Origin of the sequence: Agarivorans albus (assembly GCF_019670105.1) — a bacterium.
In the GTDB taxonomy this organism is placed as follows: domain Bacteria; phylum Pseudomonadota; class Gammaproteobacteria; order Enterobacterales; family Celerinatantimonadaceae; genus Agarivorans; species Agarivorans albus.
Map to the genome: position 1 here is coordinate 4,508,380 of NZ_AP023032.1, position 24,127 is coordinate 4,532,506.

General features: G+C 46.2%; 25 protein-coding genes and 1 pseudogene. 21 read left to right on the forward strand and 5 right to left on the reverse strand.

All coding sequences use genetic code 11. From position 1 onward, the window contains the following. Positions 1-8: 8 nt before the first annotated feature. The 8 genes and pseudogenes from ureA (at position 9) to menE (ending at position 6,216) form a co-directional block, all read left to right on the forward strand. Positions 9-311: an urease subunit gamma gene (gene ureA, locus K5620_RS20375; protein WP_016403121.1), complete on the forward strand. Its 303-nt coding sequence runs from the start codon at positions 9-11 to the stop codon at positions 309-311. Positions 312-333: 22 nt separating this feature from the next. Further along, the gene (locus K5620_RS20380; RefSeq protein WP_016403120.1) at positions 334-657 is read left to right on the forward strand and encodes an urease subunit beta; all 324 of its coding nucleotides are present in this window, start codon (positions 334-336) and stop codon (positions 655-657) included. Beyond that, positions 654-2,360 (forward strand): urease subunit alpha, encoded by a 1,707-nt coding sequence (ureC, locus tag K5620_RS20385; protein WP_016403119.1) that lies wholly within the window; start codon positions 654-656, stop codon positions 2,358-2,360. Before K5620_RS20380 ends, ureC begins: the two co-directional genes overlap by 4 nt. A gap of 11 nt (positions 2,361-2,371) precedes the next feature. Continuing rightward, on the forward strand, positions 2,372-2,818 hold the full coding sequence (gene ureE, locus K5620_RS20390; protein ID WP_016403118.1) for an urease accessory protein UreE: 447 nt from the start codon (positions 2,372-2,374) through the stop codon (positions 2,816-2,818). Continuing rightward, entirely contained in the window at positions 2,818-3,486 is a 669-nt protein-coding gene (locus K5620_RS20395) for an urease accessory protein UreF (protein WP_016403117.1), read from the forward strand. The genes ureE and K5620_RS20395 overlap by 1 nt, the downstream gene beginning before the upstream one ends. Positions 3,487-3,512: 26 nt before the next feature. Further along, positions 3,513-4,147 (forward strand): annotated as a pseudogene (gene ureG / locus K5620_RS20400) (urease accessory protein UreG). A gap of 23 nt (positions 4,148-4,170) precedes the next feature. Continuing rightward, on the forward strand, positions 4,171-4,734 hold the full coding sequence (locus K5620_RS20405) for a HupE/UreJ family protein (protein WP_016403115.1): 564 nt from the start codon (positions 4,171-4,173) through the stop codon (positions 4,732-4,734). 75 nt (positions 4,735-4,809) lie between these two features. After that, positions 4,810-6,216 (forward strand): o-succinylbenzoate--CoA ligase, encoded by a 1,407-nt coding sequence (menE, locus tag K5620_RS20410; RefSeq protein ID WP_016403114.1) that lies wholly within the window; start codon positions 4,810-4,812, stop codon positions 6,214-6,216. Here menE and K5620_RS20415 read toward each other — a convergent pair. Further along, complete coding sequence (locus tag K5620_RS20415; RefSeq protein WP_016403113.1) at positions 6,186-6,395, reverse strand: hypothetical protein; 210 nt, start codon at positions 6,393-6,395, stop codon at positions 6,186-6,188. The two genes, menE and K5620_RS20415, sit on opposite strands and share 31 nt — an antisense overlap. Before the next feature lie 286 nt (positions 6,396-6,681). Between K5620_RS20415 and K5620_RS20420 the strand changes: the two genes are divergently transcribed. From K5620_RS20420 to K5620_RS20465, 10 genes are all read left to right on the forward strand, one after another. Next, entirely contained in the window at positions 6,682-7,065 is a 384-nt protein-coding gene (locus K5620_RS20420; protein ID WP_016403112.1) for a hypothetical protein, read from the forward strand. 49 nt (positions 7,066-7,114) lie between these two features. Next, the gene (locus K5620_RS20425; protein WP_084681958.1) at positions 7,115-7,972 is read left to right on the forward strand and encodes a LysR family transcriptional regulator; all 858 of its coding nucleotides are present in this window, start codon (positions 7,115-7,117) and stop codon (positions 7,970-7,972) included. Beyond that, positions 7,962-8,759: a LysR family transcriptional regulator gene (locus K5620_RS20430; RefSeq protein ID WP_084681956.1), complete on the forward strand. Its 798-nt coding sequence runs from the start codon at positions 7,962-7,964 to the stop codon at positions 8,757-8,759. The genes K5620_RS20425 and K5620_RS20430 overlap by 11 nt, the downstream gene beginning before the upstream one ends. A 44-nt stretch (positions 8,760-8,803) precedes the next feature. After that, a complete protein-coding gene (locus tag K5620_RS20435; RefSeq protein WP_040307489.1) occupies positions 8,804-9,418 on the forward strand; it encodes a tRNA-uridine aminocarboxypropyltransferase in 615 nt (204 codons plus the stop codon). A 117-nt stretch (positions 9,419-9,535) separates the two neighbouring features. Beyond that, complete coding sequence (gene torE, locus K5620_RS20440; protein WP_016403108.1) at positions 9,536-9,706, forward strand: trimethylamine N-oxide reductase system protein TorE; 171 nt, start codon at positions 9,536-9,538, stop codon at positions 9,704-9,706. 59 nt (positions 9,707-9,765) lie between these two features. Continuing rightward, complete coding sequence (gene torC, locus K5620_RS20445) at positions 9,766-10,947, forward strand: pentaheme c-type cytochrome TorC (protein WP_016403107.1); 1,182 nt, start codon at positions 9,766-9,768, stop codon at positions 10,945-10,947. Positions 10,948-10,960: 13 nt separating this feature from the next. Next, entirely contained in the window at positions 10,961-13,429 is a 2,469-nt protein-coding gene (gene torA, locus K5620_RS20450) for a trimethylamine-N-oxide reductase TorA (protein WP_016403106.1), read from the forward strand. Next, positions 13,430-14,047, forward strand: a complete 618-nt coding sequence (gene torD / locus K5620_RS20455) for a molecular chaperone TorD (RefSeq protein WP_016403105.1) — start codon at positions 13,430-13,432, stop codon at positions 14,045-14,047. A gap of 548 nt (positions 14,048-14,595) precedes the next feature. Continuing rightward, entirely contained in the window at positions 14,596-16,284 is a 1,689-nt protein-coding gene (locus tag K5620_RS20460) for an NAD-dependent malic enzyme (RefSeq protein ID WP_040307499.1), read from the forward strand. Between the two features lie 135 nt (positions 16,285-16,419). Beyond that, positions 16,420-18,333 carry a methyl-accepting chemotaxis protein gene (locus K5620_RS20465; RefSeq protein WP_016403103.1) on the forward strand — a complete coding sequence of 638 codons (1,914 nt, stop codon included), beginning with the start codon at positions 16,420-16,422 and terminating at the stop codon, positions 18,331-18,333. Between the two features lie 61 nt (positions 18,334-18,394). Here K5620_RS20465 and K5620_RS20470 read toward each other — a convergent pair whose 3' ends face one another. The 3 genes from K5620_RS20470 to dctP form a co-directional block, all read right to left on the reverse strand. Then, complete coding sequence (locus tag K5620_RS20470; protein ID WP_016403102.1) at positions 18,395-19,687, reverse strand: TRAP transporter large permease; 1,293 nt, start codon at positions 19,685-19,687, stop codon at positions 18,395-18,397. 25 nt (positions 19,688-19,712) lie between these two features. Then, positions 19,713-20,213 carry a TRAP transporter small permease subunit gene (locus K5620_RS20475; RefSeq protein WP_016403101.1) on the reverse strand — a complete coding sequence of 167 codons (501 nt, stop codon included), beginning with the start codon at positions 20,211-20,213 and terminating at the stop codon, positions 19,713-19,715. Positions 20,214-20,291: 78 nt separating this feature from the next. Beyond that, complete coding sequence (gene dctP / locus K5620_RS20480; protein ID WP_016403100.1) at positions 20,292-21,365, reverse strand: TRAP transporter substrate-binding protein DctP; 1,074 nt, start codon at positions 21,363-21,365, stop codon at positions 20,292-20,294. Positions 21,366-21,611: 246 nt separating this feature from the next. Between dctP and K5620_RS20485 the strand changes: the two genes are divergently transcribed. From K5620_RS20485 to K5620_RS20495, 3 genes are read left to right on the forward strand one after another with little or no spacing between them, the layout of a single operon-like run. Further along, entirely contained in the window at positions 21,612-23,045 is a 1,434-nt protein-coding gene (locus K5620_RS20485) for a cache domain-containing protein (RefSeq protein ID WP_016403099.1), read from the forward strand. Beyond that, a complete protein-coding gene (locus tag K5620_RS20490; RefSeq protein ID WP_016403098.1) occupies positions 23,042-23,665 on the forward strand; it encodes a response regulator in 624 nt (207 codons plus the stop codon). The genes K5620_RS20485 and K5620_RS20490 overlap by 4 nt, the downstream gene beginning before the upstream one ends. A 22-nt stretch (positions 23,666-23,687) precedes the next feature. Next, positions 23,688-23,873, forward strand: coding sequence for a hypothetical protein (locus tag K5620_RS20495; RefSeq protein ID WP_016403097.1), 186 nt, complete (start codon positions 23,688-23,690; stop codon positions 23,871-23,873). Here K5620_RS20495 and K5620_RS20500 read toward each other — a convergent pair. After that, entirely contained in the window at positions 23,870-24,100 is a 231-nt protein-coding gene (locus K5620_RS20500) for a DUF2789 domain-containing protein (RefSeq protein ID WP_016403096.1), read from the reverse strand. The genes K5620_RS20495 and K5620_RS20500 overlap by 4 nt on opposite strands. Positions 24,101-24,127 lie beyond the last annotated feature (27 nt).

A 24,127-nucleotide genomic window follows, 5' to 3' on the forward strand; every position in this document is an offset into this window, starting at 1 on the left:
AGGCAGACATGGAATTAACCCCAAGAGAGAAAGACAAGTTATTGCTGTTCACCGCCTTTTTGGTCGCCGAGCGACGTAAAAACAAAGGGCTAAAACTTAACTACCCCGAAACCGTGGCTTATCTCTCGGCCAGCATCGTAGAAGGCGCGCGCGAAGGGCGCAGTGTTGCCGAGCTAATGAGCTGGGGACGCACCTTGCTAAGCCGTGACGATGTAATGGATGGCATTGCCGAAATGGTCCACGAAGTACAGGTGGAAGCCACCTTCCCCGATGGCACCAAACTGGTCACCGTGCATAACCCAATCCCTTAGGCTACTTGTAGAGGAACAGCAAATGATACCCGGAGAACTAATCATTGATGATGGTGACATTGAGCTAAACAAAGGTTTAGCCACTGTAACTGTAGATGTTGCCAACAGCGGCGATCGCCCAGTGCAAGTAGGCTCACATTACCACTTCGCCGAAACTAACCCCGCCCTGCATTTTGACCGTAAAGCCGCTTTAGGTTTTCGTCTTAATATTGCCGCCGGCACCGCAGTACGTTTTGAGCCAGGCCAAAGCCGCCGCGTAGAACTGGTGGCCTTAAGTGGCAAGCGCGAGGTATACGGTTTTAGAGGGGAAGTAATGGGCAAACTAAGTGACGAGGAACAAGCATGAGCAAAATGGATAAACGCGCCTATGCCGAAATGTTTGGCCCAACCGTGGGTGACAAAGTACGCCTTGGCGATACCGAGCTAATCATTCAAGTAGAAAAAGACTACGCCCAATATGGCAGCGAAGTTAAATTTGGTGGTGGTAAAGTAATACGTGATGGCATGGGGCAAAGCCAAGCCAGCTGCGCCATGGTGCCAGATACCGTGATTACCAACGCCCTTATTTTGGATCACTGGGGTATTGTAAAGGCCGACATTGCACTTAAAGACGGCCGTATTCAAGCCATAGGTAAAGCGGGTAATCCCGATATTCAAGACAACATTGATATCGAGGTTGGTGCAGGTACCGAGGTAATTGCAGGTGAAGGCCAAATTGTGACTGCTGGCGGGGTCGACTCACATATTCACTATATTTGCCCGCAGCAAATTGAAGAAGCCTTAATGTCGGGCACTACCACCATGTTAGGGGGTGGCACCGGACCCGCAACCGGAACCAATGCAACTACATGTACCCCTGGCGCCTTTCACTTAGGCAAAATGCTGCAGTCGGCAGATTGTTTCCCAATGAACCTAGGCTTCTTGGGCAAGGGCAACGCCAGCTTACCGCGTCCCTTAGAAGAACAACTAATGGCCGGTGCCATGGGCTTAAAACTGCACGAAGATTGGGGTACCACTCCGATGTCTATCGACAACTGTTTAACCGTTGCCGAAAACTACGACGTACAAGTGGCCATTCATACCGACACCTTAAATGAATCAGGTTTTGTAGAAGATACTATCGCCGCCTTTAAAGGCCGAGTAATTCATACCTACCACACCGAAGGCGCAGGTGGCGGCCACGCACCCGATATTATTACTGCCTGTGGTTTAGATAATGTGTTGCCATCATCTACTAACCCAACTCGCCCCTACACCATTAATACCGTAGACGAGCACTTAGACATGCTAATGGTATGTCACCACCTTGATCCGGCTATTCCTGAAGATGTTGCTTTTGCTGATTCGCGGATCCGTAAAGAAACCATCGCCGCCGAAGACATCTTGCACGATTTAGGCGCATTCTCGATGATCGCCTCAGATTCGCAAGCCATGGGCCGAGTAGGCGAAGTGATTACCCGTACTTGGCAAACCGCCCACAAAATGAAAGTGCAGCGTGGTTTATTGCCAGAAGATAAAGAAATTGGCTGCGATAACTTCCGCGCCAAACGCTACATTGCCAAATACACCATTAACCCGGCCATAACCCATGGTATTGCCCATGAAGTAGGCTCGGTTGAAGTGGGTAAACTGGCAGATTTAGTATTGTGGAAGCCTGCCTTTTTTGGCGCTAAACCCTCGTTAATTATTAAAGGGGGCGCGATTGCAGCCGCACCTATGGGCGACCCTAATGCGTCGATCCCCACGCCACAACCGGTGCATTACCGCCCAATGTTTGGCGCTTACGGCAAGGCGATGAGCGAAACCCGCGTCACCTTTGTAAGCCAAGCGGCTTTAGATGCAAAAATTGATGAAACCCTAGGCCTAACTAGCCGCCTAGTGGCGTGTAAAAATACCCGCAGCATTAAAAAGCAAGACATGGTGCACAACCACTACCAACCGCATATGGAAGTGGATTCGCAAACCTATGAAGTGCGCGCCGATGGCCAATTGCTTGAATGTGAACCCGCTGCCGAGCTACCACTCGCTCAGCGTTACTTTTTATTTTAAGGAGAGAATGAATGTTAAAGGTGTATCAAACCCTCCATCACTACCACGGCCCAGTGCATCACCAAGTGGTTTTGAGTTACGAGTTACGTAAAAAAGCGCGTATTAAAGCGCAAACCGAAACCAAGCAAGATATCGGCTTTTTCTTAGAGCGTGGACAAGTGCTACAAAATGGCCAAATGCTAGAAGCCGATAATGGCGAAGTGGTTGAGATTAAAAGTGCCGACGAGTTGGTAACCACCGCCTATAGCGATGATCCACTAATGTTCGCCAAGGTCTGCTACCACTTAGGTAACCGCCATACACCACTGCAAATTGGTGAAGGTTGGGTACGCTTTCAGCCAGACCATGTATTGCAAGACTTAGTAGAGCTTTATGGGCTACGAGTAGAACAGCACCAAGGTCCATTTGACCCAGAAACCGGTGCTTATCACAGCCACTTGCCAGGACATAGCCACTAATGACTAGCATGGCGCAACTTCAGCTAATGCGTTTGGTTAGCCCCAGCTTACCGGTAGGTGGTTTTGCTTATTCGCAAGGCTTGGAATACGCAATAGAAAACGGCTGGGTGAATAATCCTCAGCAGCTAAAAAGCTGGATTAGCGGTTGTTTAGAGGCAGGGCTAGCCTGCCTCGATATTCCGATGCTGGCGGCACTTTATCAAGCTTGCAAAGCGCAAGACTTTGCTAAGTTTGAGAGCCTAAATTTAGAACTTATTGCCAGCCGAGAAACCCTCGAGTTGGAGCTAGAAGATGTGCAAATGGGCAACGCCTTACGTACCTTGCTTAGCCAACTCGATGAGTCATTTACCGCATCGCTCAGCCAAGAATCGATGAGCTGGACAAGCATGTTTGCTTTGGCTGGTGTGCATTGGCAAGTAGCGCTTGATGAATTAGCCGACGGCTACCTATGGACTTGGTTAGAAAACCAATTGGCGGTAGCCGGTAAAACCCTACCGCTTGGGCAAACGGCCTGCCAAAAACTACTTAGCGAGTTACTGCCGCTGCTGCCACCAGCACGCGAGTCGGGCTTAACTTTACCTTTTGATCAAATAAGCGGGTCGTTACCAGCATTAAGCTTGGCTAGCGCCCTTCACGAAACCCAATATTGTCGGCTGTTTCGCTCTTAGCGTAGCCACAAAAAAGAGGAACCATAATGAGCATAAAACAAACCTTACGTGTAGGTGTCGGCGGCCCGGTAGGCTCAGGCAAAACAGCCTTACTTACAGCGCTATGTCGCGAGCTAAAAGACCGTTTCAACCTAGCGGTTGTGACCAACGACATTTATACCAAAGAAGATGCCCAATTTTTGCTGCGCAATGACGCCCTCGCTGAAGACCGCATTTTGGGTGTAGAAACCGGCGGCTGCCCGCACACCGCCATTCGCGAAGATGCATCGATGAATTTAGCGGCGATTGCCGAGCTTAATCGCCGCCATCAAAGTTTAGATTTAGTGCTAGTAGAAAGCGGCGGCGATAATCTAAGTGCTACTTTTAGTCCCGAGTTAAGTGACTTAACCCTTTACGTAATCGACGTAAGTGCTGGTGACAAAATTCCCCGTAAAGGTGGCCCAGGCATTACTAAATCTGACTTATTGATCATCAATAAAACCGATTTAGCCCCACATGTTGGTGCCTCGCTAGAAGTCATGGATCGCGACGCTAAAAAATGCGCGGCGAACGCCCATTTGTATTTAGTAACCTTAAAACCAGCGAAGGCTTACAAACCATTATCAACTTTATTATTGAGCAAGGCATGCTAGAAGAATCTAGCCCTGCTACTCCCAACTAGTTTTAAATTACAAGGAACCTACCATGAAAAAACTACTTACTTTGGCTGCAGGCCTACTCATTAGCTTGCCCAGCTTTGCCCACGAAGGACACCACCATGGCTTAAGTGAAGGCTTGTTACATCCACTTACTGGTTTAGACCACCTAATTGCCTTAAGCCTAATTGGTTTATTAGCTAGCCAAACTGGCAAACTTAAGTTGAGCTTGGCGCAAAGTGTGTTTGCGTTGATTGTGGCAGCGGTTGTTGCCAGCATGGGTTTTGTACCACCAATGTTAGAGACAGGCTTGGCTATTTCTTTACTGGTTATGGCGGTATTAGTGGCTAAGGTATTGCCAAAAGCAGCTAGCCTAGCTGGTTTAGCAGTATGTTTAGTGGCAGCCTTACACGGCGCAGCCCATGGTAACGAAGTGCCTGCAGGCGCAGACATGAAGCTATTCTTTGCAGGCTTTATTGCTAGCTCAATTGCCCTTATTAGCGGCGGTTACTTACTAGGTAAAGCTGTGCAAAAGTCGACTTACGGCCAAAAAATCACACGTACTATTGCCGGTTTCGCTGGTGCCTTTGGTGTAACTGCACTGGTTGCATAAGCCCCCAAAAAAACTGCGTCGCTGGCGATATTTGCCAGCGGCGACAAGCTTCACAATTTGCGGCATAATGCTGCTATGAGCACCCATTCTTTGTCTACCCACGCACTTCAACTGCAAAGCCAAATTCGCCCAGAACATATTGCCCTGAGCATTGGCCAACAGCAGCTTAGCTATCAGCAGCTTTATGTCATGGTAAAAGCCACGGCTGAACAGTTGCGTCTGCAAGGCGTGACACAAGGCTCTAGAGTGTGCTGCTTTGGCGAAGATCCACTGCGTATGCTGTTGTTGCAGCTAGCTAGTTTGGAACTAGCCTATATCTTTTGCCCGCTTAATCATCATCACCCGCTCTCACAATTACAGGCTTTAAGTGACACCGTAAACTGCCAGTTTTATTGGAGTGATTTAGATTGCAGCTTACAGCAAGCTAAGCGAGTAGAGTTTAACCCGCACCAAGAGCTTAGCTACTCTGTCGGTATTGAGCTCGATAGCGAAGCCCCAATGAGTATGGTGTTTACCTCTGGCAGCAGTGGCCCGCCTAAAGCCGTGGTGCACTGCTGGCGAAATCACTACTACAGTGCTCAGGGCTCGCAAGCGATGATTCCTCTCAAGCACCAAGACCAATGGTTATTGTCTTTACCGCTTTACCATATTGGCGGCCAGGCCATTGTATGGCGCTGCCTACTAGCTGGCGCGCGCATAGTTGTGGCACAAAACAAAGGGCGAGTATTTCCTGATTTACTGGGCAGCGACACCACCCATGTATCGTTGGTGCCAACTCAACTTTATCGGCTACTCACCCAAGCAAAATTTTGGGCGCATAGCCTTAAACTCAAACACATCTTAATTGGTGGCGCAGCTTGTAACGACAGTTTATTGGAAGAAGCCATTAGCCGCGGCTTTCAAGTTTATAGCTCCTATGGCAGCAGTGAAATGAGCTCGCAAATCGCTACCCGCCATCACCGCTTAGGCCAAAGTGCTTATCAAATTTTGCCGCATCGCCGCGCCAAGATACATCAAGGCGAGATTTACCTACGCGGTAAAACCTTGTTCTTGGGTTACTGGAAAAATGGCGAAATTTTAAAAGCCTGTGAACCTGATGGCTGGTTTAACAGCGGTGATAGAGGGTTAATCGAAGGCGCGCACTTACACACTCTGGGGCGTAGCAATAACATGTTTATTTGTGCCGGTGAAAACATTCAACCGGAAGAAATAGAGCTGGCATTATTACAACACCCAATGATCAATCAAGCGGTGGTGGTGGCACAACAAAACAGAGAATACGGCCAATGTCCGGTGGCGTTTATTAACGCAGAACAAAAGCTTAGTAAGCAGCAGCTGAATCTGTTTTTACGTCAGCAGCTTGCGGCGATCAAACTACCGATCGCCTATTTTGAATTACCAGCTCACAACTCGCTGAAACCTTCGCGCAACGAGTTGAGCACCTTGGCTAATCACAAGTCTAGTTGTTGTGACCAGTGTTGAAGTTCGGAAATGCTAATCCAAGATTGTTGATAGGCGTGTTGTAAGGCACTGTGTTGCTGCTCTTTAAGGCTTAAGTGGGAATCAGGAACAAAGCAGCATGCTCCTTTAAAGAATTGTTCTCTTTCTGCTAAGTAACGGCTTAACAACCCGGTATTGGCGAACGCTTGTTCTGTTCTCATAAGCACTCCTTACGACTAAAAATAGCTAGCGCTTAGAAGCTGAAGAGCCAAATAAAATCGCTCTCAACAACTTCATAAAGTAGCCGACCAACAATTGGAAACAACCACTTACCTTACATTTAGCACGCATTTACCCCCTCAACAAGCACTATTTCGCAGCATTTAGCCAAATTAGCTTAGCCTGTCACGATATCTGGGCAGGGCTGTCGATAAAAGCAACAGCCCAGTGGTTTACCTTGTGATGAGCTATCTCTAGAATGCTCGACAAACAATAAATGAGGTAACTATGAAAATTGCAGTATTTGGTGCTGGAGCACTTTGTTTAGTGGCATTTTCGAGCAATGCTAATCCTGAGCTTGGGGTAATGGTAGGCAGCGACAATGGTATTAGTGCTCAGTTTAACGATATTCGAGTGAACCTAGGACTTAACGACTTCTCTTTAAGTGGCGATAAAATCATTGGTTTTCCTGAGCAACAATACTTTTATTACGGCTTTGGCGGCAAATGGAGCGATCACCACCATCATAAGCTAGGTGCTCGTGCAGTGTTTGGCGCGCATACTGTGGTTGATAAGTTTCGTTTCTTTGCCGAGCTACAACCGATTGTGTATGTGATTGACGACCTTGAAGTGAAGCTCGAAGCCAGTGCAGGTGTTCGCTACATGTTCTAACAGCTCAGCCATTCTCTGCTAGCCTTAAAAGACACTAAGATCATGGCCTATGAGAATGCAGCACACGGATATTGGCTTGCTCAGCCGGTTTGTTAAAGCCTATGAGCAACGCCACCATTACCCAGAGATGACCAGCTCTAGTAGTAGAAGAAAGATTTTCTCCGACTTAGAGCAATCATTAAACTGCACGCTATTCGACCCCGACTACAGCCGCTTAAACGAACAAGGCCAGCAGCTTTACCAGCGCGCTAAGCAACTACAACTGCAACTAGATAACTTTCTGCAAAGCCCGGTAGATAAACCACAACCTCAACAAATCGTGATTGGTTTAGATGAATTTGTACCTAGCCAAAGCTTATTACAATGTTACCCGCGCTTTATTAGCGAGCTCTCACTGCAACAACTAAAACTAGTGCAATTAAGTAGCCGCCAACTCCAGCAGCAATTGGTTAATGGTAATATCGACATAGCACTGCGAGTGGCGCAGCAAAACAAGCCGCCTAAAACTCATTCGCGTCGCTACTGTAATTTAAGTTTGGCTCTGGCCTGCGCTGCTCGCCATAGTTTGAGCAAACATCAGCAGCTCAGCGCCGAGCAGCTACAGCGCCATCGTCAACTGTGTTTAAGCCATTTGCCCTTAGAGTTACAACTTAATCGAGTAAGCTGCTGGCAGCTCAGTCACCGTGAAATGCTGCACGATTTGCTAGTACTTGGAATGGGCTGGGCCATCGCTCCACGTCATTGGTTGGAGTCCAGTTTTCGTAATGGCAGCTTAATAGAATTACACCTAAGTAATTACTTCTCACCAACCAAGTTAGAAATAGAAATCCTTTGGCTAAATAGCCAGCACGACAGCCAAGTAGCGCAGTGCTTAAACCTGTTAAGTTTGAGTGCCTATGATGGATGAACAAGCCAAACAAGCAGCCTTAGAAGCCTTTGTTTGCCTCGCCAAACATGGCAATTTAATAAAGTGTGCCGAGCAGCTTAAGTGCACCGAAATACAGGTAATACAGCGGATTGACCAACTAGAAAAGCAACTCGCCTGCTGCTTGTTCAACCAACACGCGGCACCTTTTCCACTTAGCTCTGCGGGGCTTGCCTTAATAGAGCAGGCTGAGTTGATAGTAAGCCGCTACCACGAACTGCAGCGCCACTGCCGCCATTTACAGTTAGGCAAGAGCCTCAAGTTAAGCATTAGCTATCAAGCCTGGTTTCCTAGCCCGTGGCTTACCTTACTAGCCAACCAATTACAGCGTTTTGATCCCTTACTGGATTTGCATTTCAGCGGTAATAGTCAGCAACATGTTCACTTTAGCTTTTCGGCGCAAAGCCAACAGAACAATACTCAAGTGCTTAGTTGGCGCCCTGCCAAGTTGATAAAAGTAGCCCACCCCAAGTTGGTTAATCATCAGCAACGCTTTGATGGCCACTTGAAGCTGTTTGATATTCGCGAGCCGCAGCAAAGTAATTTGTTTATCGGAGAGACCTTATTGCTGGATGCGTTAGAAGCCGCTTTAGGCTGGGCAATTTTGCCACAAATAAGTGTCGAATCCCGGCTCGCCGAAGGACAACTTAAAGCTTGGTCTGATTTAATCGCAGAGTTACCGACCTACTTACACTTGTCTCATCACTGCCCAGAAGACATTAAGAGCTGGCTACTTCAACAACAGGCAGAGTATTGTGAATTACCCTAAACAATAGCTTATAATTAGCCCGCCTTTATTAAACTAAGAGATCAATGAGTCGAGTTCGTTGCCAGCGCTGCTTGCGCCCTCAAAGTCACTGCTTATGCGCAAACATCCCCAGCTGTTCACATCGTCATCCGGTGATTATTTTGCAGCACCCCAGCGAACAACAACATGCTAAAAGCACCGCTCATCTAGCGTGTTTAGCTCTGGATAATGCAACGATAATAGTGGGTGAAAATGCCGACGATTTTGCCGATTTAAAACAGCAAGTGGAACAAGCTCCACATCAATTTTTGCTGATTTACCCTAGTCAAACTAGCCAAGCTTTAGAGCGGCTAAGCAATACTCAAAAAGCGGCTTACACCGCAGACAGCTCCCCCGCCACAATATTGCTACTTGATGGCACCTGGCGAAAAGCCAAAAAATTATGGCACCTCAATCCCTGGCTACAAAGTTTAGAACAATTTCATTTCGAGCACGCCCCGCAAGGGCAATATAAAATACGAAAAACCTCGATAGATAAAGGCTTATCCACCATAGAGGCTGTTGGATACACTCTAAATCAGTTAGAAATGTTTGACCCTACTCCTTTAGTGGGTATACTACGCGCCCTTGCAAACCAGCAACTTTCAGCAATGCCAGCGGCGGTAAAAAAACGCTACTAAATTGCTGCTGCTCAGTGACACAGATAAGCACAAAAAACAGCGGTGAAACTGGTCAAACTTACATATCAAGACTAAGTTAAATTTATATACATAACATTAATGTAGGAGTGCTTTTGCATGTCTAAGAATAATGTGGTGGAAGACAGCCCCAGCAAAATGGATGAGTGGAAGGTATTTCTATTTATCGCCGTTGTGCTTTTTCCTATTTTGGCAGTGGTCACCGTAGGCGGTTATGGCTTTATCGTTTGGATGCTCCAGATAATGATGGGCCCGCCAGGACACGGTTAATAACTCTGCTCTTTCTTTGTTTAATAACTAAATAATTCGCAGCAATGTGAGACACCACCATGAAAAATATGCTGAAGAAATTTTGGTCAATAGTGAGCAAACCAAGCGTACATTTAAGCTTTGGTTTTTTGACTATTGGCGGATTTGTTGCTGGTATCATTTTCTGGGGCGGCTTTAATACCGCACTAGAAGCCACCAATACCGAAGAGTTCTGTATTGGCTGCCACGAAATGGCCGACAACGTTTATGTAGAACTGCAAGACACGGTGCACTGGAAAAACAACTCAGGTGTACGTGCCACTTGTCCAGATTGTCACGTACCGCATAATTGGACTGACAAAATTGCTCGCAAAATGCAGGCGTCTAAAGAAGTATACGGCGCAATATTTGGCACCATTAATACCCGTGAGAAGTTCTTAGAAAAACGCGGTGAACTAGCCCAACACGAATGGGACCGTTTCACAGCCAATAACTCCTTAGAATGTAAAAACTGTCACAACTACAACAGCATGGACTTTGACTCCATGTCTGAGCGCGCCCAAGTGCAAATGAAAATGGCCGCCGAGCGCGACCAAAGCTGTATCGATTGCCACAAAGGTATTGCCCACGAACTCCCAGAAAACATGAATTCGGGCGAAGGCACCCTAGCCAAACTCGAAGAGATGGCAACATCGGGCTACAAAAAGGGCGAAACTTACTACAGCGTGCGTCAACTGCCAATGTTCACCAACGCCGAACTTAGTGAAGAAGCTGGCCAACTTAATGCAGCCACTGCAGTAAAAGTTCTCGACATTAAAGGCGATGCAATTCAGGTAGAAATAGACGGCTGGCGTAAAACCAAAGGTTTTGGTCGCGTGCTGTTTGAAGACTTTGCCATGAACATTAACGATGGCTTCTTAACCAAAGAAGTGGCTCAAAACGACAGCATTATGCAAAAAGGCGAAACCAAAGAAGATGACCTAACTGGTTTGCCGTGGCAGAAAGTATCAATCACGCTATGGATGCGTAACGGTTCACTGACCGACTCACGCGATACCCTCTGGCAGTTTGCCAAAACCACTTATGATACGGCCTGTAGTGTATGTCATACCCAGCCTGCCGAAAATCACTTCGACACCAACACCTGGCCAGGTATGTTTAACGGTATGTTGTCGTTTGTGAATTTAGACGGTGATACTCAAGCGCTGGTATTGAAATACCTTCAAAAACATTCATCAGATTTTTCTGACGCTGGCCACTAACAAGGAGATTAACATGGCAATTACTCGTCGCGGTTTTCTCAAAGGCATTTTAGCCACCAGCGCTAGTACTTTGATCGGCCCAAGTTTATTGGCAGTATCTAACGATGCAGCCGCTGCTGAAACAGCCGGAAGCTGGAAGGTTTCAGGCTCACACTGGGGCGCGTTTCGTGCCCGCGTGTATGCAGGCAAAGTGCAAGAAATAAAACCCTTTGAAGCAGATAAATACCCCACCGAAATGCTCAAGGGCATTAAAGGTATTTTGTATAGTCCTTCTCGTATTCGCTACCCAATGGTGCGCTACGATTGGTACCTAAAACGCAACAAAAGCGATACCTCGCAGCGCGGTGATAATCGCTTTATTCGCGTCACTTGGGACGAAGCTCTAGACCTGTTCTACCAAGAGCTAGAACGCGTACAAAAAGACTATGGCCCTTGGGCCTTGCATGCCGGCCAAACTGGCTGGCGTCAAACCGGCCAAGTTCACTCCTGCGGTAACCACATGCAACGCGCAGTAGCCATGCATGGCTTCTCGGTGAATAAAGTGGGCGACTACTCTACCGGTGCAGGGCAAACCATTATGCCTTATGTACTTGGTACTACCGAGGTATACGCGCAAGGTACTTCTTGGCCTTTAATTTTAGATAACAGTAAAACGGTTGTCTTATGGGCCACCGATTTGATGAAAAACCTACAGGTAGGTTGGGCCTGTGAGACTCACGAATCCTTTGAATATTTAGAGCAACTTAAAGACAAAGTTGCTAACAAACAAATTCGGGTAATTAGTGTTGACCCAGTTCGCACCAAAACTCAAAAGTACCTCGATTGTGAGCAGCGTTACGTGAATCCACAAGCCGATGTCCCGTTTATGCTGGCCATCGCCCACACGCTTTATACCGAAGAGCTGTACGACAAGGAATTCCTCAATACCTATGCCTTGGGTTTTGAAGACTTTATTCCTTATGTAACTGGCGAATCTAAAGACAAAGTAGAAAAAACACCAGAATGGGCAGAAGCTATTTGTGGTGTACCAGCCGATGAAATTAGAGAATTTGCCCGTTTATTGGCTAGCGACCGTACCCAGCTTATTTTTGGCTGGTGTATTCAACGTCAGCAACATGGCGAGCAGCCTTATTGGATGGGCGCGGTTATCGCAGCCATGTTAGGGCAAATTGGCTTACCGGGTGGTGGGGTTTCTTATGCTCACCACTACAGCTCTATTGGCGTACCGTCTACCGGTGCGGCAGCGCCTGGTGCGTTCCCACGTAATCCAGATAAACCTAATGAACGGGTTCATATGAACCAAGACTTTAAAGGCTATAGCAGCACCATTCCGGTAGCGCGCTGGATTGATGCCATTATGGAACCCGGCAAAGTGATAAATGCTAATGGCGCCAAAATCACCTTACCCGACATCAAGATGATGGTGTTCTCTGGCTGTAACCCTTGGCATCATCACCAAGATCGCAACCGCATGAAGAAGGCCTTCCAAAAGCTGGAAACCGTGGTCTCGATAGATTTTACTTGGACCGCCAGTTGCCGCTTCTCAGATATTGTATTGCCAGCGTGTACCCAATGGGAGCGTAACGATTTAGATCTGTACGGTTCTTACAGCAACCGCGGCATTATTGCCATGCACAAGTTGGTTGACCCACTGTATCAATCTAAAACCGATTTTGAGATTTTCACCTTACTTACCCAACGCTTTGGTAAGAGTAAAGAATACACCCAAGGTAAATCCGAAATGGAATGGGTGAAGCAACTTTATGATGAGTGCGCCGCGGCCAACAAAGCTAAGTTTGATATGCCAGACTTCATGACCTTTTGGAAAGAAGGCTGGGTAGACTTTGGCAAAGGCAAAAACTGGACCCGCCAAGCAGACTTCAGAGAAGATCCTGAAATTAACGCTTTAGGCACGCCATCCGGCTTCATTGAGATATTTAGCCGCAAAATCGATCGCTACGGCTACGATGATTGCCAAGGCCACCCAATGTGGTTCGAAAAAGCCGAACGCTCGCACGGCGGCCCAGGCTCTGAAGAATTCCCCATTTGGCTGCAGTCTTGTCACCCCGACAAACGCCTGCACTCACAAATGTGTGACTCAGAAGAGTTTCGCGCGACCTATGCGGTGCAAGGCCGCGAGCCACTGTATATCAACCCAGAAGATGCCAAGAAGCGTGGCATTAAAGATGGTGATTTAGTTCGAGTATTTAACAAACGTGGGCAATTGCTGGCTGGCGCGGTAGTGTCTGAAGACTACGCCAAAGGTGTTGCTCGCCTGCAAGAGGGTGCTTGGTATGGCCCTGTGGATGAAACCATTGGCGCATTAGATACCTATGGCGATCCTAATACCCTAACCATGGATATAGGCAGCTCGCAATTAGCTCAAGCCACCAGCGCAAATACCTGTTTGGTTGAATACGAGAAATTCACCGGTAAAGCACCTGCGGTAAGCTCCTTTGGCGGCCCTAAGGAGATGTCGTAGATGACAATCGCCGCTAGTGTTAGCCAAGAGAACGAAATCCGTGCCAGCATCTATTGGTGGTTTGCAACGGTTTTTACCAAAGAGCTTGATAAGCAACAGCTTGCTTCTTATACCTCTGGTGAAGGAGCACAGTTGCTAAAGCAATTAGCAGACACGGCCGAGCTAAGCTCGGCAGTTACCATGATTAAAAATAATCTGGCAAAGTTGAGCGCCTTTAAACACCCGGAGCTAGAACTAGCAGCAGATTTTTGCCAGCAATTCTTGAGTGACAGCAAAGTAGGTGCACCACCTTATGCCTCGGTTTACCTGTCGGCCAACAAGCTGATGTTTCAAGAGCCACATGAAAAAATGCGCGCCTTGCTAGTAAGCCAAGGCCTGCAAGTTGACCCTAATTTTAATGAGCCAGCGGATCATCTTGCGATTCAGCTCGATTACCTTGGCAATTTAATTTTGCGCGAAGCGCCTGCTCAGCAACAAGCTGATTTTATTAATCAGCACCTGCTGTGTTGGTTGCCACTATGGCTTGATGCATTACGCAAGGTTAGCAAGGGCGGCTTTTACCAAGGCTTCGCCGAATTACTCGTTGGCTACTTAAAATTAGAACTAAGCGAGTTATAAGTTAAACGCGACTAGTATCTAGCTAGTCGCTCACTTAAAGCCATTACTCTTTTTATAGCTATAGTAAGTCCTGTTGCCCGCTGTTGATATTTCATACACTTAGCCGAGCAAATGACACCAAGTTAACATTTTCACAACATTTATCTCGCATTAAAGGCAAACTATTTTATAGTTAAATTAAGTCGGTTGTCGCTTCTAGATGCCTGGGCGGTAATACCTCAACTGTTAGGCGTTACGCCCCTCCTATCTTTTAGCGGTGCCGGCTGGCCTATTTCTAACGCCCCATAAAGCAACAATCTATCTACATTCCTTTAGTTTAGTACCAATCACACTAAGTAAGTGATCAGAAATATCGCAGGAAAAACACTCGAGAATAAGGCAGGATTTTTCGATAAGTAGTTATTCTACAATCAAAAATTCTAACGCGGTTATCGAGTATTTTAACTAGATAGAATGAACAGTTACTTCGTACAATTGGTATAGTTCATGACCTAAACACAAATCTGTGAAAAAATAGCGCTTCTTAGCCGCAGCAGATGAGCTTTACCATGGATGATAAGAAACGCCCGCTCTATATTCCTTACGCAGGTCCAGCATTACTTGAGACCCCCTTATTAAATAAAGGCAGCGCCTTTAACCAAGAAGAGCGTATTTTCTTCAATTTAGAAGGGCTGCTGCCAGAGACCATCGAGAGCATCGATGAACAAACTGAGCGTGCTTATCTGCAATATCAAAGCTTTACTAATGACTTAGACCGCCATATTTACCTGCGCAACATTCAAGATACTAACGAAACCTTGTTTTACCGTTTAGTGGAAGATCACATCACCGAAATGATGCCGATTATCTACACGCCTACCGTGGGTGCGGCCTGTGAGCAGTTCTCTAATATTTACCGCCGCTCGCGTGGTTTATTTATTTCTTACCCTAACCGCCACCGTATCGACGAGCTGCTAAACAATGCCACTCGCCACAATGTGAAAATCATTGTAGTGACCGACGGCGAGCGGATCCTAGGCTTAGGCGACCAAGGCATCGGCGGCATGGGCATTCCTATTGGTAAACTATCACTGTACACGGCTTGTGGCGGCATCAGCCCAGCTTATACTCTGCCAATTGTGTTAGATGTAGGCACCGACAACCAGCAACTACTCAATGACCCCATGTATATGGGCTGGCGCCATCAACGAATTAGCGGCGATGAATATAGCGAATTTGTAGAATTATTCATGCAAGCGGTTAAAGTCCGCTGGCCAGATGCGCTGATTCAATTTGAAGATTTCGCCCAAAAAAATGCCATGCCTTTATTGCAGCGTTACAAAGATCAATTCTGCTGTTTTAATGATGATATTCAAGGCACAGCGGCAGTAACCGTTGGCTCATTATTGGCAGCTTGTAAGGCAGCTGGATCTAACTTAGCAGAACAGCGTGTTACCTTTGTTGGCTCCGGCTCAGCAGGGTGCGGTATTGCCGAGGCGATAGTGCGAGCAATGGTGGAAGAGGGCATTAGCGAAGCGCAAGCCCGCAGCCAAATCTTCATGGTTGACCGTTGGGGCTTATTACAAGACAACATGCCTAATCTACTCGACTTCCAACAAGCTTTGGCGCAATCAGCCGATATTCAGCAAAAATGGGGACTTAATAGCGATGCTTTGTCGCTGTTAGATGTAGTAGAGCATGGCAAGCCTACAGTACTTATTGGTGTATCTGGTGCACCAGGCGTGTTTACTCAGCAAGTGATTGAAGGCATGCATCAGCACTGCAAGAAACCTATCGTATTACCACTATCCAATCCCACCAGCCGGGTTGAAGCCTTACCTGAAGACATACTGCGTTGGACCAATGGCGAAGCCTTGGTCGCGACTGGTAGTCCGTTCTCGCCGGTGAAGCTAGGTGAAGAGACCTTCCCTATCGCCCAGTGTAACAACAGCTATATTTTCCCAGGTATAGGCTTAGGCGTACTAGCCTGTCAGGCCACTAGGGTGAGTGACGAAATGCTCATCGCCAGCAGCCGCGCCTTAGCCGAATGCTCGCCACTAGCTAACGATGGTGAGGGAGCGTTACTGCCACCGCTTGAAGAAATTCAGCTAGTTAGCAAGCACATCGCTTACGCGGTAGCCAAAACTGCCATGCAACAAGGCTTAGCGGTAAACACTACCGACGAAGTGCTAATGCAAACTATTGAAGCCAGCTTTTGGAAACCTGAGTATCGCCACTACAAACGAACTTCTTTTTAACTACACTTAACTTCATAGTTTTCACAAAGCTACAGATTTTAAACGTATGCGCTGGCAGCAACTTAGCCAGCGTAATCATTTTAAGTTTCCATCCTATGTTACTAGCGATTGCCCATTGGCAAGCAAGGAGAGGTAATGTTCTTCAACCAACTCACTATTCGTAAAAAGCTTACGATCACTATTGTGTTAGCAGTACTAGCTTCCACCAGCATTATCGGGGTATTCAGCCAGAATCAGGCGCAAAACATCATCGAACGCCGAATGGTTGATAAAGAACTACCCGCTCTGCTCAAGCAAATTCGCAATAGAATTGATAAAGAAGTAACAGTGCTGTTGCAAGCAGCAGAGCAGCTAGCTAACAATACTTTTGTTGAAGAGCGAGTGCTGAAATCCAGTAAACCCGACTCAGAAACACAATTAGTAGAATTACTTACACGCCTAAAGCAACAATATGGCTTAGCTGATGCGTCTGTATCCAACCGTAAAAATGCCAATTACTGGAATCAAAATGGCTTTTTAAGACAACTCTACCCCGAGCGTGATGGCTGGTTTTTTAAGTTTAGAGAATCTGGACAAGAAACCATGGTAAGTGTTTACACCTCTTCAACTGAAGAAACCAAGCTGTTTTTAAACTACCAACAATTAAATGGCCATGTTATGTCGGGGGTGTCAAAAACCATGGAAGAGATGATCGTTTTTCTCGACAGTTTTAAGATTGAGAAAAGCGGTTTTGTATTCCTTAGTGATGGTGAGGGTGTGATTCGCCTGCATCGCAACAACGAGCTTGTTGGCAAGCTCAAACTCACCGATGAATTTGGTCAAGCCACCTCCTCGTTACTCAACAAACAAGGCTTTAATTTGGTAGAAGTAAACTACCAAGGCCAGCAATTGTTACTAAGCTCTAGCTACATCGAGTCTATGGACTGGTACTTAATTGCCCAAGTGCCAAAAGCTGAAGTATTTGAAGAACTCAATCGTTCACGCTACTACATGATTGTCACCACCTTACTGGTGATAGGCGTCTTTTTGTTAGTCGCCGTATGGTTAGCAGGCACTATTACGCGACCAATTGCTAAACTGGCCGATGTATTCCAAAACTTAGGTGAAGGAGAAGGTGATTTACGCCAACGTTTAGATACCGAAAGTAACGATGAAATGGCCAAACTCGCCAAAGGGTTTAACAGTTTTATCGAAAAAATCCATCGCTCGGTGAGCTCCGTAGCGCAAACTGGCGAAAACCTAGGAGATGCCTCACGCTCGGTCGCCAATCAGTCACAACGCACCCTAGAAAATACCCAACATCAACAAGATAGGGTAACTCAAGTAGCCACTGCAATTAACCAAATGGGCTCCACCGTTAACGAAATTGCCAGTAACGCGTCTCAAGCGGCAGATGCAGCACAAGATGCCGAACAAGAGTCTAATAAAGGCCAACAAGTGGTGCTGCGAGCGCGCGACAACATCATGCGCTTAGCCGAAGAAATGCAACAAGTAGCTACTGTGGTCTCTTCATTAGCCGAAAGCAGTCAATCAATTGGTGGTATTTTAGACGTTATTAGAGGCATCTCAGAGCAAACCAACCTGCTTGCACTTAACGCAGCCATTGAAGCAGCACGAGCCGGTGAACAAGGCCGCGGCTTTGCGGTGGTAGCAGACGAAGTGCGTAACTTAGCGGGTAGAACTGCCGAGTCCACCGATGAAATTCAGCAGATGATTAACAACTTGCAGGAACAAGCCAGCCAAGCAGTTAGTGCCATTGAACAAAGCAGTGGAATGAGCAGCCAAGGCGCCGAAGAAGCCGGGCATGCTTATTCAGCCCTACAAGAGATCTCTAAACGAGTAACCTTGATTTCTGACATGAACATTCAAGTGGCAACGGCTACCGAAGAGCAGTCTTCAGTCGTTAGTGAGCTAAACGGCAACGTTGAAGAAATTAACTTGAGTACGCAGCAGGCTACCGATACAGCTTCAGAGCTTTCTCAAGCTAGCGAGTCCTTAAAACAGCTCGCCGACAAGCTGGCAGATTTGGTGGGTACGTTTAAGCTTTAAACTAAACTCTACGCAAATAAAAAGAGGCCCTTGGGCCTCTTTTTTGTTAACTCACTATGCACTACATGCCAAAGCCGTAGAAGTCTGGGAACATCAATATCGAGGCTAATACCAATATTTGCAAAATAATAAATGGCATTACGCCTTTGTAGATATCGGTAGTTTGTACCTCGGGCGGGGCAACACCTTTGAGATAGAACAGACTAAACCCAAAGGGCGGTGTGAGGAACGAAGTCTGCAAGTTCATCGCAATTAAAATCGCAAACCAGGTTAAATCGATGCCCAAAATCTCGGCTACTGGGTACAACATAGGCACCACAATAAATGAGATTTCAACAAAGTCGATAAAGAAGCCCAAAATCAAAATCACAATCATGGTTAAGATTAAGAAGCCCCATTTCTCACCCGGTAAGCTAGTCATAACTTCTTCAATAACTTCTTCACCACCAGTGTACGAGAAAACCATAGAGAAGGCCGTTGCACCAATGAAGATAGCAAATACCATCGAGGTAACTTTTACCGTTTCAATAGCCGCTTCGTAGATAATCTTCCAAGAAAACTGGCGATAAATAATCGATAAAAGAATTGCACCAATGCCGCCAATAGCAGAAGACTCGGTTGGCGTAGCAATACCGTAAAAAATCGAGCCAAGTACTGCAATCATTAGAGCTAAGGGTGGAGCAATGGCTTTAAAGGCATTCCAACAAGGTTGCACGCCATGACCTGCAGCTTCATCTTTAGGTAAAGCAGGAGCGGCTTCTGGGCGAATAAACGATACGCCTAGAACATAGATGATGAAGGCACCTACCAACACTGCGCCAGGCAGTAGTGCAGCTTTAAACAAATCGCCTACTGGCACGCCCATTACATCACCAAGAATGATCAAGATGATAGAGGGAGGAATAATTTGTCCAAGCGTACCAGAGGCACAAATAACCCCGGTGGCTAAGCGCTTATCGTATTTATATTTGAGCATTACCGGCAAGGAGATAACCCCCATTGCCACTACAGACGCACCTACCACACCGGTAGATGCAGCAAGTAGCGCGCCTACCAAAATAGTCGATACAGCCAAACCTCCTCGCACTCGACCAAACAATTGGCCCATGGCTTCGAGCAGCTGTTCAGCAAGGCGGGTTTTCTGCAATACAATGCCCATGAAAATGAACAGTGGCACGGCCATTAGTACCGAGTTTTGCATGATGCTCATTATGCGATAAGGCATAAAAGCAAATAAGTCGATACCTTCGGCAAAGATACCAAATACTAGTGCCACACCGCCAAATACAAAGGCGACTGGAAAACCAGTGAGCAGCATTAGCAAGGCCACGAAAAACATGACAATCCCAATCATGACAACTTCCTTTTCTTGTTATGAGCTAGGCGTTATTTCGCAGCTGAATGAGGTTTTTGAGTAACATTCCAAAGCCACTTATGGCGAGGCATATAGCCGAAATTGGAATCATTGATTTAATTATCCAGCGGTAGGGTAAGCCACCCGGATCGCCGCTGGTTTCTCCTAAGTTGTATGCTTCTAAGGCAAAGTCGTAACCGTACCAAGCAATCAAGCCACAAAAAGGGAACAAGAAAAATACGACGCCTAGGCTGTCAATCCAAGCGCGTTTACGCGCCGCTAACTTGTCGTAGATAATATCTACCCGCACATGGCCTTCGGCCTGCAGCGTAGATGCAATTCCTAATAAAAACATGGCAGCAAACAAGTGCCATTCTAACTCTTGCATACCAATAGAACTGGAGCGAAAAAAGTAACGCATGACTACGTCATAAAAAATGTTTACTAACATTAGCAGCATTAACACCGCGGTGAGGCCTGCTATACCCTTGGAAAATCCATCTACCGCTCGTTGCAAACGCAACATCCCTAGCCTCCCAAGCAAAGTAATTGCTTTTTTGGTTTAGCTGATGGAGCTACAGCCACGCTGCAGCTCCATTCTCTACTACAAACCTTCAGTACTGTTTAAGTAACCTTGTTCTGAAATTGCTGTGTAGGCGCGAACTTGTTTCATGTATTGCTGTTGTGACTCAATGATCTTAGCGGCCATTGGATCTGCAGCAGCCTTCTCTTTTAACAAGTCATCATTAGCGTTTTTAAGTGCTTTGATCACTTCTGCAGGGAAAGTTTTAACCTGAATATTCGGGTATTCTTGCAACATGGTTTGCCAATTTTTAGCGCTTTCTGCATAGGAATGAATAAACATATCGTAAGCTGCTTTACGCATTGCAACCGCTAAAATTGCCTGTAAATCTTCTGGCATTTTTTCGAGTTTTTTCTTGTTAGCAATAAACATCAACTCGGTAGCTGGCTCGTGCCAACCCATGTAGTAGTAAGGGGCGATTTTGTGAAAGCCCATGCGTAGATCTAGAGAAGGACCAACCCACTCAAGTGCGTCGATAGTATTACGCTCAAGTGCGGTATATAACTCACCTGGCGGAATGTTTACTGGCGTTGCGCCAAGCTTAGCTAATACTTCGCCGGCAAAACCTGGAATACGCATTTTTAGGTTTTGCAGGTCTTCAACTGAGTTAATCTCTTTACGGAACCAACCGCCCATTTGCACCCCAGTGTTACCGCCAGGGAAAGGTACCAGGTTATGCTCAGCGTATACTTGATTCATCAAGTCTTGTCCGCCACCATACTGCAGCCACGCGTGTTGCTCTGGTGCATTCATACCAAATGGCATGGTAGTGAAGTAAAGAGTGTTTGGCACCTTACCTTTATAGTAATAAGACGCGGTGTGGCCTAAGTCGTACTGGCCACTTTTAACCAAATCAAATACACCGAAAGGTGCTTTGTGTTTGTTTGAAGAGTCAACGCGGATCTTTAAACGGCCGTTAGACATTTCATCGGCCATTTTCACCATGTTTTTTACTGCATCACCAAAAACTGGGAAGTTAGGGCCCCAGGTTTCAGCCAATTTTAGTTTGTATACTTTGTCGGCAGCTACGGCAGCCGAACTAAACGCAATAATCGCAGAAGCCAGCAGGGTTTTACTGCAGAGGGACTTAAGCATGTTGTTCTCCCTTTCGTTGTTTTTTCCATTGTTGGTTAGATGTTTTAAATGTAAACCAACTGCTTAATGGTCACCTTTAATGTTAGCGAGTTGTTACAATAAAACCTATCCGGCAATACACGGTTTTTTTCTACGTAAGATCACGTACAGGCTAGACTTTGGTAGAAGCGAGAGCTAGATCACTATTTTTGAAAAATCGCATAGATTAACATATAGTTAACATTCTCTTAGTTAGGCCGTCACGAGATGTGGTCCCTCAAATTTAAAATTATCCTGTTATCTATTGTTCCTTTGCTTTGTGTTACCGCACTAATTGCCACCTTGGTTTTTAAGCAATCTTCCATCCTAACTGAGCAACAATTAGCGCTGATTAAAGAAAACATCATGCGCAGCAAAACCCTAGAGCTGCAAAACCACATTGACCAAGCTTTTGCCAGCATTCGTGACATATACGAACCTGCAGCAGCCGATGATGAGAGAGCCAAACAACAGGTAAGAGAATTGCTCAACCGTTTACGCTTTGCCGAAGACGGTTACTTCTTTGCTTACACCCTTAAAGGCGTCAACTTGGTTCACCCCATTCAGCCGGAATTAGTGGGCCAAAATTTGTGGGACTTTAAGGATTCTGAGGGCACCTACCTCATTCAAGACTTAATTGCACAAGCCAAAGCAGGCGGCGGTTTTAGTAACTATTTGTGGGAAAAACCTAGCACCGGAAAGCGAACTAAGAAACTGGGTTACGTAGTGATGCTAGATAAATGGCAATGGATGTTTGGCACCGGCGTGTACTTAGACGATGTAGATGTAGAGCTGGCAAAACTTGAAGCGCAAACCCAAAACAACATTAATCGCACTTTTATTTGGTTATTCATAATTACCACCATTTCGGGAATTTTAATCGCCTTTTTGGGGGCATCTTTGAATATTTCGGAGCACAAGCTGGCCGACAAAAAGCTCAAAGAACTCACCCAACGAATTATTGATTCACAAGAGCAAGAACGCCAACGGGTATCTCGTGAACTGCATGATGGTATTAACCAATTATTGGTTTCCATTAAGTATCGCTTAGAAAGCGCCACAGAATGTAACAGCACCCCTAGCTCGGTCAGTGACAGCCTCAATCAAGGATTACACACCATTAACGAAGCGATTGGTGAGATACGTCGGATTTCAAAAGACCTCCGCCCCAGCGTACTGGATGACTTAGGTTTAGCCGCCGCATTGGGAGGTTTTTGCCAGGAATTTGAACACCGTACAGGAATAGATGTGTTTTTAGAGTGCGACATTGATAATCTAAACCTTCCATCTACCGTGGAAACAACCTTCTATCGGATTACCCAAGAAGCCTTACAAAATGTCGAAAAACATGCGCAAGCAGATACAGTAGACATAGTGCTAAGCCAGCAAGCCAAACTGTTGGTGATGAAAATTAGGGACAATGGCACTGGTTTTGTAATGGGTAAAAAGGTACGACGCCATTCGATAAAAGAGCTTACTCGGCGCCCAGAGCTGGCCAGTAGCGGTTTGGGTTTACGCAATATTTTTGAACGGATTGCCCACATCGATGGTCAAGTAGATGTAGATAGCAAATTAGGAGAAGGGACACTGATCACCATAAAAGTACCGCTATATGAAGTAGAGAAAACTATACCCGCCACAATTCAAGAGCAAACGGTATGACCTCAATTCTATTGGTGGACGATCACCCCTTAGTACAAGATGGCCTCAAAATGCGACTAGAGGCTAACCCTGGCTTTTCCGTTGTAGGTACAGCAGCTGACGGCGAGCAAGCGCTTACCATGGCGCAACAACTGAACCCAGACATAGTATTAACCGACATTAATATGCCTAAATTAAATGGCATTCAGCTGTTAGAGGCTCTTTCAGAGCAAAGTCCTAACAGCAAAGTGGTGATGTTAAGCATGCACGACAATAAAGAATATGTGCAAAACGCCATGCGTAATGGCGCTAAGGGTTACTTGCTCAAAGATATTGCGTCTAGTGAACTGATTAGCGCATTGGAAGCAATCGCCAATGGTGGACGCTACATTAGTGCTGGTGTGTCGAAGCTGTTATTTGATAACGAGCCTAGTGCTAGCAAAGCGAGTTTAACCAAGCGCGAGCAGCAGGTATTACGTTTACTGGCCACAGGTTGTGGCAATAAGAAAATCGCTGATAGCCTGTCGATAAGCATTCGAACCGTAGAAACCCATACTTTAAAAATTCGTAGAAAGCTGGAATTAGATAGCAGTGCAGCCATGATTAAATACGCCATAGAGCACTATGGTAGCGAGAGTTAATTAAGCACTTAAAGGGGCAAGCTTGAATCAATCCGTAAAAATTAGGCCACAGTTTGAAGAGCCACCAGTTACCCAGCAGCCAAAGCAGCAAGTTCACTTCGTGAGTGGGTCTTGTAAAGCAAGCGCCAGCAATACTCTCGCTTGTGACTTTAGCACCACCCTAGAGCTGGCTTTACGTTGTTTAGAAAAACACAAAAAATACAACTAGCGCAGCATTACATCCAGTTGGTCTACAAGTTCTGCCCAGTCAGCATCTTGCTGCACTGCTTCTAATAAAAATGCTGCCTGAGTGGGTGTCCAAAAAGCCGCTTGATGTAATGGCACTTCACTCGGTATCGGGGCATGCTCTGCCACAAACTCAGCGATGGCATTAATGGAAGGATCTAAACCAAGCTGGGCGAACAAATCACTTAAGGTGTGAATAGCAGATTCCATCACTTACTCTCCTTTCTCTTATCAAAT